The organism is Microbacterium aurantiacum (genome assembly GCF_031625015.1).
In the GTDB taxonomy this organism is placed as follows: domain Bacteria; phylum Actinomycetota; class Actinomycetes; order Actinomycetales; family Microbacteriaceae; genus Microbacterium; species Microbacterium aurantiacum.
Map to the genome: position 1 here is coordinate 336,132 of NZ_JAHWXH010000002.1, position 12,968 is coordinate 349,099.

Consider the following 12,968-nt stretch of genomic DNA (forward strand, 5'->3'; position numbering starts at 1 on the left):
CTCAAGGATCAGACGAGCGAACGGAGAACGTACTGCAGGATGCCGCCGTTGCGGTAGTAGTCGGCTTCACCGGGGGTGTCGATGCGGACCGTTGCGTCGAACTCGACGGTCTCCTTGCCGGCGGGTGAGAACTCGCTCGGCTCGGCGACCACGCGAACGGTCTTCGGGGTGACCCCCTCGTTCAGCTGCTCGAGACCGGTGATCGAGATGATCTCGGTGCCGTCGAGGCCCAGGGACTTCCAGCTCTCGCCCGCCGGGAACTGCAGCGGAACGACGCCCATGCCGATGAGGTTGGAGCGGTGGATGCGTTCGAAGCTCTCGGTGATGACGGCCTTCACGCCCAGCAGACGCGTTCCCTTGGCCGCCCAGTCGCGCGACGAACCCGAACCGTACTCCTTGCCGCCGAAGATCACCAGGGGCGTCTCCTGCGCCTGATAGTTCATCGACGCGTCGTAGATGAACGACTGGGGGCCACCCTCGAGGGTGAAGTCTCGCGTGTACCCGCCCTCGATGACCTGACCGTCGTTGACCGCCGCGACGAGCTCGTTCTTCAGCCGGATGTTGGCGAAGGTGCCGCGGATCATCACCTCGTGGTTTCCGCGCCGCGAACCGTAGGAGTTGAAGTCCTTCTGAGCGACCCCGTGCTCCGTCAGGTACTGCGCCGCCGGGGTGCCGGCCTTGATGTTGCCGGCCGGGCTGATGTGGTCCGTGGTGACGGAATCACCGAGGGCAGCCATGACGCGCGCGCCGCGGATGTCGCTCACCGGGGTGAGGTCCATCGTCATGCCGTCGAAGTACGGCGCCTTGCGCACGTAGGTCGAATCCTCGTCCCACGCGAAGACCGGCCCGGTGGGAGTGGGCAGGTTCTTCCAGCGCGCGTCGCCTTCGAAGACGGTGGCGTACTGCGTGATGAACTGCTCACGCGAGATGGAGGAGTCGATGATCTCCTGCACCTCGTCGGGCGCCGGCCAGATGTCCTTCAGGAAGACGTCGTTGCCGTCGGCGTCCCGACCCAGGGGGTCGGTCTCGAAGTCGAAGTGCATCGAGCCGGCCAGCGCATACGCGACCACGAGAGGCGGCGACGCGAGGTAGTTCATCTTCACGTCCGGGCTGATGCGCCCCTCGAAGTTGCGGTTGCCCGAGAGGACCGCGGTCACGGCGAGGTCGTGCTCGTTGATCGCGGCGGAGACCTCTTCGATGAGCGGCCCCGAGTTGCCGATGCAGATCGTGCAGCCGTAGCCGACCGTGTAGAAGCCGAGGCCCTCGAGATCCTTGTCAAGACCGGACTTCTCGTAGTAGTCCGTCACGACCTTCGATCCGGGGCCGAGCGTCGTCTTCACCCAGGGCTTCTGCTTCAGCCCCTTCTCGCGCGCCTTCCGCGCAAGGAGACCGGCGGCGATCATGACCGACGGGTTCGACGTGTTCGTGCAGGACGTGATGGCGGCGAGCGTCACGGCGCCGTTGTCCAGCGTGTACGGGGAGCCGGTCGGCGGGGTCACGCGCACCGGGTTCGATGCCTCCACGGGGGCTCCGCTGGAGATGTGGACCTCGCGGGTCTCGTCCTCCTCGTCGCCGGGGGCGGCGCCGGGGTCGGAAGCCGGGAAGGAGTGCTTCGACTCCAGGTCGACGATGTCGTTCGAGACGGACGGAGCGGCGTAGCTGACGATGTCCTTCTCGAACTGCGTCTTGGCCTCCGACAGGAGGATGCGGTCCTGAGGACGCTTCGGCCCCGCGATGGAGGGGACGACCGTGGAGAGGTCGAGCTCGAGGTACTCGCTGAAGACGAGTTCGCGAGACGGGTCGTGCCACAGCGACTGCGCCTTGGCGTAGGCCTCGACCAGCGCGACGGTCTGCTCGTCGCGACCTGTCAGGCGCAGGTACTCGAGCGTCACGTCATCGATCGGGAACATCGCGGCGGTCGACCCGAATTCCGGGCTCATGTTGCCGATGGTGGCGCGGTTCGCCAGGGGCACCGATGCCACGCCCTCGCCGTAGAACTCGACGAACTTCCCGACGACCCCGTGCTTGCGGAGCATGTCGGTGATGGTGAGGACGACGTCGGTCGCGGTGACGCCGGCGGGGATCTCCCCGGTGAGCTTGAAGCCGACGACCCGCGGGATGAGCATCGACACGGGCTGGCCGAGCATGGCTGCCTCGGCCTCGATCCCGCCGACGCCCCATCCGAGCACACCGAGGCCGTTGACCATCGTCGTGTGGGAGTCGGTGCCGACGCAGGTGTCGGGGTAGGCACGCAGGACGCCGTCGACGGAACGGTCGTAGATGACCTTCGCGAGGTGCTCGATGTTCACCTGGTGGACGATGCCGGTGCCCGGGGGGACGACCTTGAAGTCGTCGAAGGCCGTCTGGCCCCATCGCAGGAACTGGTAGCGCTCGCCGTTGCGCTCGTACTCGATCTCGACGTTGCGCTCGAGCGCGTCTTCGCGGCCGAAGAGGTCGGCGATCACCGAGTGGTCGATCACCATCTCGGCGGGCGAGAGGGGGTTGATGCGCTTGGGGTCGCCACCGAGGGCGGTGACAGCTTCGCGCATGGTCGCGAGGTCGACGATGCACGGCACACCCGTGAAGTCCTGCATGACCACGCGGGCGGGGGTGAACTGGATCTCTGTGTCCGGTTCAGCCGCGGCATCCCACGATCCGAGAGCCTGGATCTGCGCCTTCGTCACGTTCGCACCGTCTTCGGTGCGGAGAAGGTTCTCGAGGAGGACCTTCAAGCTGAACGGGAGCTTCTCGTAGCCCTCGACCGTGTCGATGCGGAAGATCTCGTAGTCGGTGCTGCCGACCGTCAGGGTGCTCTTAGCACCGAAGCTGTCAACCGTGGACACGTCATGTCTCCTTCGTCGGCGGCGGGACGGCCGATGGGCCGGCTCCCCCATCTTCCTCTGCTCGGATCCCGGCTGCCAGTGAGGTTCGCCTTAGAACGAGCGGAGCGTATTTATCTTGATGTCAAGATAAATGTATCACCTGGGCTGTGCGGGGTAGAGAGCACGGACGGCGAGCCAGGTGACGGCGACCATCGGGGCGAACAGCGGAAGCCCCATCAGGAGCTTCGCCGTTCCGAGCGCCGTCACGTCGCCGGCGAAGTACAACGGCACCTGCACCAGCAAGCGTGCGGCGAAGAGCGCCGCCCACCCGATGGAGAGCCAGAAGAACGTCCGACGCTTCCGCCGATCCTGGCGCCATGCGGTGCCTTCGCCGAGCAGGAACCCGGCGGCGAGGCCGATCAGCGGCCACCCCACCAGCGCCGATACGGCGAACGCGCCCCCGTAGACGCCGTTGGTCAGGAATCCCCAGAGGAAGTTGTCCTCTGCGCGTCCGGTCCACAGTGCGAGTGCGGCAGCGGCAGCCGCTGCGATCAGGCCCCCGAGCGCCGCCGAGGGCGGCTGCTTCTGCAGCAGACGCGCCAGGGTGAACACCGCCGCCGACCCCACCGAGATCGCGAGGGCGAGGACCAGGTTCTGGGTGAAGGTGAACAGGACGACGAAGGCCAGACTCGGCAGGACCGATTCGAGGATGCCGCGCCAGCCCCCCATAGCGTTCCACACGGCGTGCCGCGTGTCCTCGGTGGAGTTCGGATCGAGCCCGGCCCTTCGAGCGGCATCGCCCAGCGCGGCACCCAGCACCTCCGAGGCGCGTGGGGTCGGCGGCGGCGTCATCCCGGGTGCGCCCGCGTCCACGCGGGGGATGTCCGCGGGAGCGGAGTCGCCGGTCGCGCCGACGCGGGGGTCGCGGTCCGGATCGGTCACGCGGAGCCCGGGGTCGCCGGCATGCGGAGCGGGATGAGATCGCGGGGAGGCATCGGCGTTCCTCCGCGGACGACCACGATCGACCGGAACAGGTCCTCGACCTTGGCGGCGGCGTCGACATCCGCCGTCGCCGCGCCTCCGATGACACCCCGGAGGAACCAGCGCGGCCCGTCGACGCCGACGAAGCGCGCGAGGCGCTTGCCCGCGGCGCCATCGGCGCCCGCGACGACGGGGACTTCGGCGAGGAGCTCGGGTCCGAGCGGCCCTTCCCTCTCCTCGACGCGTCCGCCCTGCTGGCGGATCTGCGTCCGGATCTGCTCGCGGGTCTCCTCCCACAGTCCCTGGGACCGCGACGCGGCGAAGGGCTGCACCTGCAGGGTCGAGTCCGCGTAGTCCAGACCGACCGCGACGATCCGCTTGGTCTGCTCCTCGACTTCCAGCCGCAGGTTCAGGCCTTCCCGCGGGAGGATCTTGATCCCGCCGAGGTCGATGTAGGGACGGACCGGGTTCGCTTCGCTCTCGTCGAACGGTCCGGCCGACGCGCGGTCACCGGATGCCGGGACCAGGTCGCCGGCGGAAGTGGGATCGGTCATCGGGATTCTCCATCCTGGGTGTATCCGGTCGAGCCGAAGCCTCCTGCGCCGCGGACGCTGTCGGGGAGCTCCTCGACGGGAAGGAACTGCGCCCGGGCGACCGGCATGACGATCAGCTGCGCGATGCGATCGCCGACCGAGACGTCGTAGGGGTGCTCCCGATCGGTGTTCAGGAGCGTGACCATGATTTCGCCACGGTACCCCGCGTCGACGGTTCCCGGCGCGTTGACCACGGTGATGCCGTGCTTGGCGGCGAGTCCGCTGCGGGGGACGACGAACGCCGCGAACCCGTCGGGGAGGGCGATCCGCACGCCGGTGCGGACCAGTGCGCGGTGTCCGGGGTCCAGGCGGACCGCCTCCGCGGACACGAGATCCGCCCCCGCATCGCCGGGGTGCGCGTAGCGCGGCGGCTCTGCCGCGATAATGGGGATGTCCACCGTTGAAGTCACCCATCGAGGGTAATGCAGAAGCACACACAGAACATCGGCGAAGGCGTGTACCGCGAGAGGCTCACGCCGTCGTTGTGGATCCTCGTCTCCGCGGCCGTCGTCGCCCCCATGGCCTCACTGGTCTTCGTTCCGATCGACACGACCCTCGCGCTGATCGCGGGGCTCGCCGTCGGTGTGGCCGTCGTGGCACTGATGATCGCCGGTTCCCCGGTGATCGAAGTCCGTGACGGCGCGCTCCGTGCGGGGCGTGCGCGAATCGAGGTCCATCACCTGGCAGACCCGCGGGTGGACGAGGGTGAGGATGCGCGCCTCGCGCGCGGAGCGCGTCTGGCACGCGACTCCTGGCATCTCATCCGCGGGGGGATCGATGCGACGGTGACGGTCGACGTCGTGGACCCCGACGATCCGACTCCGTCGTGGGTGATGTCGACGCGGACGCCGGACCGCCTCGCGGCGGCCATCCGTCACGCGCAGGTCAGGAGCACTCCCGGCAGATAGGGCCGTCGGTGCTGTCGTGGTCGACCTGGGAGCGGTGCTTCACGAGGAAGCAGCTCGCGCAGGTGAATTCGTCCTGCTGCGGGGGCAGGACGACGACGTCGAGATCGAGGTCGGAGAGGTCGGCACCGGGGAGTTCGAAGCCCGAGGGGTTGTCGGCGTCCTCCACGTCCACCGCGCCCGACATCTTGTCGGGAACGCGCTCCTTGAGCGCCTCGATCGACTCGCTGTCGTCCTCGGTCTTGCGGGGGGCGTCGTAATCGGTGGCCATGCGTGGACGTCTCTACTTCCGGGTGATTCTCTCGGGTGGGTCGCTGTGCGTGCCCTGACGGGCGGCCATAGTTTGCATGACCACGGTCCGATTCGCAAATGCGGGCCGCTCGCCGGCGGATGCTGCGAACCGATCAAACTCGCGGCGCGCGCAGGATATTCCCGGGCCCCCCGGAAGTGCGTGTCAGCATGGACCGACACTCTGATCGGAGGGGCTTCCGCATGGAACAGCTCAAGGTGATCGCCACGGAGGACGATCGCATCGTCCTGGCGAACGAGTCGGGCGACCGCTTCTCTCTCGCCATCGACGATGTGCTGCGCGCGGAGGTGCGTCGCGCCCGGCGCGAACGCGACCCCGATGCGGGTACGCCCCGCCCCAGTCCTCGCGAGATCCAGTCGCACATCCGCGCCGGTCTCAGCGCGGCGGAGGTGGCCGAGCTGCTCGGTGCGCGGGTCGAGGATGTCGCCCGCTTCGAAGGGCCCGTGCTCGCGGAACGCGAACACGTCGTCGGACAGGCGCTCGCCGTTCCGGTTCTGCTCGGCAATGATTTCGACGGGGACGCGAACACGACGTTCGGTGCCGCCGTGCGCGCGAAGCTCGCGGAGGTCAGTGCGTCCCGCGAGCGGTGGACGAGCTGGAAAGAGCCGACCGGCTGGGTGGTGAAGCTGGAGTTCACGGCCGCCGAGATCGACCACGACGCACGCTGGGGCTTCGACCCGCGGCGCAGCACGCTCTCGCCCCTCAACGCGGATGCCATTCAGCTCTCGCGTCAGGGTCCGCTGCCGGAAGGGCTCATTCCGCGACTGCGGGCGCTGGAGACGGCGCAGGCGTCGGCGGACGATTCGAAGTTCGACAGCGGCGCATTCGGACCTCGGCACCTCGACGCGTCGATCGCGTCGCCCGAGCTGCCCACTCCCGTCGCGCCCGCGGTGTCCAAAGCGGCGATCAAGAGAGCCGATGAGCCCGCGCTCACCTCGGCCGAGACAGCCGACCTGCTCGAGGCCCTCCGGCGACGCCGCGGCCAGCGCGAGCCGTTGCCCGCCGCGGAGGAGGAAGAGTCGCCTCGACCGCACGCTCCCGTGGCTCTTTTCGACGCCCTCGAGCCCGGGTACGAACAGACGGACGAGGATGTCGAGCCCGAGGCGCCGCGCGAGCAGGCCCCGCCCGCGGTCGCCGAGGGCGGGCGGCGCAAGGGGCGCACCTCCATGCCGTCCTGGGACGAGATCGTCTTCGGAGCACGTTCCGAGGAGTGAGCTTCAGGCGAAGGCGCCCAGCCTGACCAGAGGAACGATCCGCTCCTCCGGGGTGAGCGAGCCGTGCTGGCCCACCATCCTCTGGGGTGCCTTGTCTTCGACGCGATCGTCGTAGTACGCGATCGCGGAGCGCGCGGCCACGAGGACATCACCGATCCGAGGCGCGACCGCGGCGTCCACGGGGCCGAACAGTCCGGTAGCGATCGCCTCGTCCCGGGTCATCACCCATGCGCGGCTCGACTCGGCGTCGCGCCAGCGCCGGGCCACATCCGCAGTGGTGCCGGGCGCGGTGTAGAGGTGCAGCATCCGGGGCTCGCCGCCGATGTCCTGGACGTCGCGGAGCAGCTCGTCGCCCTCCCCGAGAAGCACGTGGCGGTGTCGCGGGACGTCGACCATGCCGTGATCGGCGGTGACGATCAGTCCGGTGGTCGGTGTGATGTCCCGAGCGAGATCGCGGACCACGGCGTCGACACGCTCCAACGCCGCCGTCCACGCGTCCGACTCCCAGCCGTGCTTGTGTCCGATCGCATCCAGGTCCGGTGCGTAGAGGTAGACGAAGGAACCGGGATGCCGCGCCGCGAGCTCGGCTGCTCGTGCCGCCCGCTCCTCGAGGTCGCTCACCGCTTCGACGTCCGCACCGCCGACGGTGGCATGGGTGAATCCGCTTCCGACGTACTCCGGTCGGGTGACGACGAAGCTCCGCCGGGTCGCGGTGAGGGGCTCGGCGCGCTGCCAGCCGGCGGGCAACTCCCCCGCCTCCCATCCGCGCAGCTGGTTGGCGACGATTCCCGTCTCGGGGACGCGGGCGCGGTAGCCGACGATCCCGTGATGCCCCGGCGCGGTTCCGGTGAGCAGGCTCGTCAGGGCCGCCGCCGTCGTCGACGGGAACACCGAGCGTGCGACATCCTTCTTCCCGCGGTGCGCCCAGAGGAAGCGCGCGTGCCCGGAACGTGCCGCGAGGTTCGCGGCGCCGAGGCCGTCGATGACGAAGACGATGGTGCTGGTGGCCGGACCGAACCATTGCGAACGCCCGCCCAGGGCGGCCATGGCTTCCCGTGCGACATCGGTGAGGCTCCGGGCCGAAGAGGGGTCCGCGGGTAGGCTGAGGGACATCCGGGCCAGTCTCGCACACGCGTGACGCGGCCCCGTTCTTACGCCCGAGACCCGAGGCCTTCTGTCATGCCCGCATCCCGCACCGATTCGCCGCCGCCCGACCTCAGCCGCATCGAGGACGTCGATGTCTCGGCCGAGATGCAGGGATCGTTCCTCGAGTACGCCTACTCGGTCATCTATTCGCGCGCGCTCCCCGACGCGCGCGACGGTTTGAAGCCCGTGCAGCGCCGCATCCTCTACCAGATGGCCGACATGGGCCTGCGACCCGATCGCGGCCACGTCAAGAGCGCCCGCGTCGTGGGCGAGGTCATGGGCAAGCTGCACCCGCATGGAGACTCCGCGATCTACGACGCCCTGGTGCGACTGGCGCAGGGATTCGCCCTCCGGGTGCCCCTCGTCGACGGACACGGCAACTTCGGATCCCTCGATGACGGCCCCGCGGCGGCCCGCTACACGGAGGCGCGCCTCGCTCCCGCCGCGCTGGCGCTGACGGAGAACCTCGACGAGGACGTCGTGGACTTCATCCCCAACTACGACGGGCAGTTCCAGCAGCCCGAGGTTCTGCCTGCGGCGTTCCCCAATCTCCTCGTGAACGGCACGACGGGGATCGCCGTGGGGATGGCCACGAACATGGCGCCGCACAACCTCATCGAGGTGGTCGCCGCCGCCATCCACCTGCTCGAGAACCCGCACGCCACGTTGGACGAGCTGATGGAGTTCGTCCCCGGCCCCGACCTCCCGGGCGGCGGCGTGATCCTCGGGGTCGACGGCATCAAGGACGCCTACGCCGGGGGACGCGGGAGCTTCCGCACGAGGGCCAAGGTGTCGGTGGAGTCCCTCGGTCCGCGACGCACCGGGCTCGTGGTGACGGAGCTGCCCTACATGGTCGGACCCGAGCGCGTCATCGAGAAGATCAAGGATGCCGTGGGGGCGAAGAAGCTCACCGGCATCGCCGATGTGACCGACCTCACGGACCGCAACCACGGACTCCGCCTGGTGATCGGGGTGAAGACCGGGTTCGACCCGAACGCCGTCCTGGAGCAGCTCTACCGCCTCACGCCGCTGGAGGACTCCTTCGGCATCAACAACGTCGCGCTCGTCGACGGGCAGCCGCAGACGCTCGGTCTCAAGGATCTCCTCCGGGTGTATCTCGACCACCGGATTCAGGTCGTCACCCGACGCAGTCGCTTCCGACTCGCCAAACGTCAGGCCCGCCTCCACCTCGTCGAGGGTCTGCTGATCGCGATCCTCGACATCGACGAGGTCATCCAGCTCATCCGCGGCTCCGATGACACCGCGCAGGCGCGTCAGCGTCTGATGGACGTCTTCGACCTCTCGACGCTCCAGGCCGATTACATCCTCGAACTGCAGCTGCGTCGCCTCACCCGGTTCTCACGCATCGAGCTGGAAGCTGAACGTGACGAATTGAAGGCGGAGATCGCGGCGCTCGAAGAGCTGCTGGCGAGTGATCGGTTGCTCCGGGCACAGGTCGCGCGCGAGCTCGAGGCCGCCGCCGAGGCCTACGGCACACCGCGGCGGACGCTGCTCCTCAACGGTGGACCGGTGCCCTCGCGGTCGCGGGCCGCGGCACCGGCCGATCTGCAGATCGCCGACGCGCCCTGTCGGGTGTTCTTCTCCGCGACGGGTCGGATGGTGCGCGCCGAGTTGATCGCCGACGCGCCGAACGGCGGCATCATCCCTCCGGCCCGTCGATCGAAGCACGATGCGATCCGGAGTGCGGTCGACACCACTACCAGGGGTGATCTGGGCGCGGTCACGTCGTCCGGGCGACTGGTGCGCTTCTCCCCCGTCGACCTGCCGTCGGTACCCGGGAACTCGATCCAGATGGCCGCCGGGGTCCGCGCGGACCAGTACATCGGCCTGCCCTCGGGCGAGCACGTCGTCGCCGTCGTGCCTCTTGTCGCCGACCCGGTCATCGCTCTCGGCACCCGCGACGGGGTGGTCAAGCGCGTCGCGGCCGACGAGATCGCCGGCAAGCCGGACGTGGAGATCATCTCGCTGAAGCCCGGCGACGCGGTCGTCGGAGCCGCGCCCGCGGCCGATGGTACGGACCTCGTCTTCGTCACGTCCGACGCCCAACTGCTCCGCTTCGACGCGGCGTCGGTCCGCCCCCAGGGCCGAGCAGCGGGCGGGATGGCGGGGATCCGGTTGGGCGACGGCGCTCGTGTCATCTCCTTCACCGCTCTCTCCTCGACCGAAGAGGCCGTTGTGGTCACCATCGCGGGGACGACGACCGCCTTGCCGGGCACGGATGCCGGCAGCGGCAAGGTGTCGCTGTACTCGGAGTTCCCGGCCAAGGGCCGGGCGACCGGAGGTGTCCGGGCCCAGCGATTCCTTCGCGGCGAGGACGCGCTCACCCTGGCGTGGGTCGGAGTGGATCCGCGTGCGGTCGCGGCGGACGGGGCCGTGCGCGCGCTCCCCGACGTGGGCGCGAAGCGTGACGCCTCGGGGCAGCCGCTCGACGCGGTCATCGCCGCTGTCGGGACGGCCGCTCTCTGAGACCGCGCCTGATCGTCGCGCGCGGCGATCAGGCGTCGATCGCCTCTCGATCCAGGCGGTCCGCCGAAGAGACGATGAAGTCGCGTCGCGGCGCGACCTCGGAGCCCATGAGCAGCTCGAAGACGTTCATCGCGGCTTCGGCGTCCTCGACGCGGACCCGCCGCAGCGTTCGCCCGTTGCGATCCATCGTCGTCGTCGCGAGCTGATCGGCATCCATCTCGCCGAGGCCCTTGTACCGCTGGATGGGGTCGTGCCAGCGCTTGCCGGACTTCTGCAGACGCGCCAGCAGGGTGTGCAGTTCCTTCTCCGAGTACGTGTAGATCGTTTCGTTCGGCTTCGAGCCGGGATTCATCACGATCACGCGGTGGAGCGGCGGAACGGCGGCGTAGACGCGGCCCGCTTCGATGAGGGGACGCATGTAGCGGAAGAACAGGGTCAGCAGGAGGGTGCGGATATGTGCGCCGTCGACGTCGGCGTCGCTCATGAGAATGATCTTGCCGTAGCGCGCCGCGTCGAGGTCGAATGAGCGGCCGGATCCCGCGCCGATGGTCTGGATGATGGCAGCGCACTCGGCGTTGGAGAGCATGTCACTGACCGACGCCTTCTGCACGTTGAGGATCTTCCCCCGGATCGGCAGCAGCGCCTGATATTCGCTGTTGCGGGCGTGCTTGGCCGTCCCGAGCGCGGAGTCGCCCTCGACGATGAAAAGCTCCGTCTGGTCCACGTCGCTCGTCCGGCAGTCCGCGAGCTTCGCGGGCAGCGACGAGGATTCGAGCGCGTTCTTCCGGCGCTGGGTCTCCTTGTGCGTCCGCGCGGAGATGCGTGCCTTCATCTCCGACACGACCTTGTCGAGGACCAGGGCCGTCTGAGCCTTGTCGTCGCGCTTGGTCGAGGAGAACCGCGCCGCGAGCTCCTTGCCCACCACGCTGGAGACGATCGCGCGAATGGCCGGGGTCCCGAGGATCTCCTTGGTCTGTCCCTCGAACTGCGGCTCGGGGAAGCTCACGGTGAGGACGGCGGTCACCCCGGCAAGGATGTCGTCCTTCTCCAGCTTCTCGCCCGCACCCACCTTCAGACGCCGAGCGTTATGAGCGACCTGATCACGGATGACTTTCATCAGGCCCTGCTCGAATCCGGCCTGGTGCGTGCCGCCCTTGGGGGTGGCGATGATGTTCACGAACGATCGCGTGACCGTGTCGTACCCCGTCCCCCAGCGGAGGGCCACGTCGACGATGCACGTGCGCTCCACCTCGGTGGGGACCATCGCTCCGGAGGGCTGCAGGACGGGCACGGTCTCCGTGAAGCGGCCTTCGCCCTGCAGTCGCCACGTGTCGGTGACCGCGGGGTCGGGGGCGAGGAAGTCGGTGAACTCCGAGAGGCCGCCGTCGTATCGGTAGCTCGTCTCGATGCGTTCGTCGCCCCGCTCGTCGACGATCAGGATCTCGAGTCCCGGCACGAGGAAGGCGGTCTGTCGGGCACGCTGCTCGAGTTCGTCCAGGACGAAGGCGGCATCCCTCGTGAAGATCTGGCGGTCGGCCCAGTACCGGATGCGGGTACCCGTGACGCCCCGGGGTGCTTTGCCGACGACCCGCAGCTCCGAGGACTTCTCGAACGGTGAGAAGGGCGAGTCCGGTTGAGGTCCTGCGAAGATGCCGGGTTCGCCGCGGTGGAACGACATCGCGTGGGTCTTGCCGCCGCGGTCCACCTCGACGTCGAGGCGCTCGGACAGCGCGTTGACCACCGAGGCACCGACACCGTGGAGTCCACCCGAGGCCGCGTAGGACCCTCCTCCGAACTTGCCGCCGGCGTGCAGCTTCGTGAATACGACCTCCACGCCGGTGAGGCCGGTGCGCGGCTCGACGTCCACCGGGATGCCCCGGGCGCGGTCACGGACCTCGACGCTCCCGTCCGCGTGGAGGATGATCTCGATCTTGTCGCCGTGGCCGCCGAGGGCCTCGTCGACGGCGTTGTCGATGATCTCCCACACGCAGTGCATCAGGCCGCGGGAATCGGTCGAACCGATGTACATACCGGGGCGCTTGCGGACGGCCTCGAGGCCTTCGAGCACCTGGAGGTGGTGGGCGGAGTACTCGGAGGTCACAATCGTCTAGATTATCCGCCGCCCCACCGGGCTCGGGGTCGACACGCATCAACGGCGGCCCACCGTACGCGCTCAGCGAAATGTGACCGCTGCGCGGCATTCTCGAAACAATCCCGTGGTTGGATTCAGAGACTCGACGATCGACTTATTGCACGAGGAGGCACTGAGATGAACACGCTTTCGACCCCGACCGAGCCCGGTACCGTCCTCGAGCACCGCCTCACCGCCGCGGACCGTTGCGACTCCTGCGGCGCGCAGGCCTACATCGCCGCGGAGGTCAACGGCAGCGAGCTGCTCTTCTGCGCCCACCACGGGCGCAAGTACGAAGAGAAGCTCCGCGCCGTCGCGACCTCCTGGCATGACGAGACCGCGCGGCTCCACGAAGCCGTCTGACGACACGCGAGCTCCC

General features: G+C 68.8%; 11 protein-coding genes. 4 read left to right on the forward strand and 7 right to left on the reverse strand.

What is annotated here, in order from left to right; genetic code table 11:
• Nucleotides 1-8 precede the first annotated feature (8 nt).
• The 4 genes from KZC50_RS11240 to dut form a co-directional block, all read right to left on the reverse strand.
• Nucleotides 9-2,843: an aconitate hydratase gene (locus tag KZC50_RS11240; RefSeq protein WP_310891741.1), complete on the reverse strand. Its 2,835-nt coding sequence runs from the start codon at nucleotides 2,841-2,843 to the stop codon at nucleotides 9-11.
• Between the two features lie 135 nt (nucleotides 2,844-2,978).
• Complete coding sequence (locus KZC50_RS11245; protein WP_301132506.1) at nucleotides 2,979-3,674, reverse strand: DUF3159 domain-containing protein; 696 nt, start codon at nucleotides 3,672-3,674, stop codon at nucleotides 2,979-2,981.
• An 86-nt stretch (nucleotides 3,675-3,760) separates the two neighbouring features.
• Nucleotides 3,761-4,357 (reverse strand): DUF3710 domain-containing protein, encoded by a 597-nt coding sequence (locus tag KZC50_RS11250; RefSeq protein WP_236969035.1) that lies wholly within the window; start codon nucleotides 4,355-4,357, stop codon nucleotides 3,761-3,763.
• Nucleotides 4,354-4,806, reverse strand: coding sequence for a dUTP diphosphatase (dut, locus tag KZC50_RS11255; protein WP_301132268.1), 453 nt, complete (start codon nucleotides 4,804-4,806; stop codon nucleotides 4,354-4,356). The genes KZC50_RS11250 and dut overlap by 4 nt, the downstream gene beginning before the upstream one ends.
• Nucleotides 4,807-4,818: 12 nt before the next feature.
• Between dut and KZC50_RS11260 the strand changes: the two genes are divergently transcribed.
• Nucleotides 4,819-5,304, forward strand: a complete 486-nt coding sequence (locus KZC50_RS11260; RefSeq protein ID WP_310891742.1) for a DUF3093 family protein — start codon at nucleotides 4,819-4,821, stop codon at nucleotides 5,302-5,304.
• On the opposite strand, the gene KZC50_RS11265 is transcribed toward KZC50_RS11260, so the two are convergent.
• Entirely contained in the window at nucleotides 5,282-5,572 is a 291-nt protein-coding gene (locus KZC50_RS11265) for a DUF4193 domain-containing protein (RefSeq protein WP_310891743.1), read from the reverse strand. The two genes, KZC50_RS11260 and KZC50_RS11265, sit on opposite strands and share 23 nt — an antisense overlap.
• Before the next feature lie 221 nt (nucleotides 5,573-5,793).
• On the opposite strand from KZC50_RS11265, the gene sepH reads away from it, so the two are divergent.
• Nucleotides 5,794-6,825 carry a septation protein SepH gene (sepH, locus tag KZC50_RS11270; protein WP_310891744.1) on the forward strand — a complete coding sequence of 344 codons (1,032 nt, stop codon included), beginning with the start codon at nucleotides 5,794-5,796 and terminating at the stop codon, nucleotides 6,823-6,825.
• Between the two features lie 3 nt (nucleotides 6,826-6,828).
• Here the strand turns inward: sepH and KZC50_RS11275 are convergent, their stop codons facing one another.
• On the reverse strand, nucleotides 6,829-7,938 hold the full coding sequence (locus KZC50_RS11275; RefSeq protein ID WP_310891745.1) for an alkaline phosphatase family protein: 1,110 nt from the start codon (nucleotides 7,936-7,938) through the stop codon (nucleotides 6,829-6,831).
• A 66-nt stretch (nucleotides 7,939-8,004) separates the two neighbouring features.
• On the opposite strand from KZC50_RS11275, the gene KZC50_RS11280 reads away from it, so the two are divergent.
• Entirely contained in the window at nucleotides 8,005-10,458 is a 2,454-nt protein-coding gene (locus tag KZC50_RS11280) for a DNA gyrase/topoisomerase IV subunit A (RefSeq protein ID WP_053548676.1), read from the forward strand.
• Between the two features lie 28 nt (nucleotides 10,459-10,486).
• On the opposite strand, the gene KZC50_RS11285 is transcribed toward KZC50_RS11280, so the two are convergent.
• Nucleotides 10,487-12,562, reverse strand: coding sequence for a DNA gyrase/topoisomerase IV subunit B (locus KZC50_RS11285; RefSeq protein WP_310891918.1), 2,076 nt, complete (start codon nucleotides 12,560-12,562; stop codon nucleotides 10,487-10,489).
• A gap of 165 nt (nucleotides 12,563-12,727) precedes the next feature.
• Here KZC50_RS11285 and KZC50_RS11290 point away from each other — a divergent pair, with 165 nt between their 5' ends.
• Entirely contained in the window at nucleotides 12,728-12,952 is a 225-nt protein-coding gene (locus KZC50_RS11290; RefSeq protein ID WP_053548674.1) for a DUF7455 domain-containing protein, read from the forward strand.
• The last annotated feature ends 16 nt before the right edge of the window (nucleotides 12,953-12,968 follow it).

Coding starts and splice junctions, on each gene's coding strand:
- KZC50_RS11265 (WP_310891743.1), bottom strand. CDS start 5,572: ATGGCCACCGATTACGACGCCCCCCGCAAGACCGAGGACGACAGCGAG.
- KZC50_RS11245 (WP_301132506.1), bottom strand. CDS start 3,674: ATGACGCCGCCGCCGACCCCACGCGCCTCGGAGGTGCTGGGTGCCGCG.
- KZC50_RS11260 (WP_310891742.1), top strand. CDS start 4,819: ATGCAGAAGCACACACAGAACATCGGCGAAGGCGTGTACCGCGAGAGG.
- KZC50_RS11275 (WP_310891745.1), bottom strand. CDS start 7,938: ATGTCCCTCAGCCTACCCGCGGACCCCTCTTCGGCCCGGAGCCTCACC.
- KZC50_RS11280 (WP_053548676.1), top strand. CDS start 8,005: ATGCCCGCATCCCGCACCGATTCGCCGCCGCCCGACCTCAGCCGCATC.
- KZC50_RS11250 (WP_236969035.1), bottom strand. CDS start 4,357: ATGACCGATCCCACTTCCGCCGGCGACCTGGTCCCGGCATCCGGTGAC.
- KZC50_RS11290 (WP_053548674.1), top strand. CDS start 12,728: ATGAACACGCTTTCGACCCCGACCGAGCCCGGTACCGTCCTCGAGCAC.
- sepH (WP_310891744.1), top strand. CDS start 5,794: ATGGAACAGCTCAAGGTGATCGCCACGGAGGACGATCGCATCGTCCTG.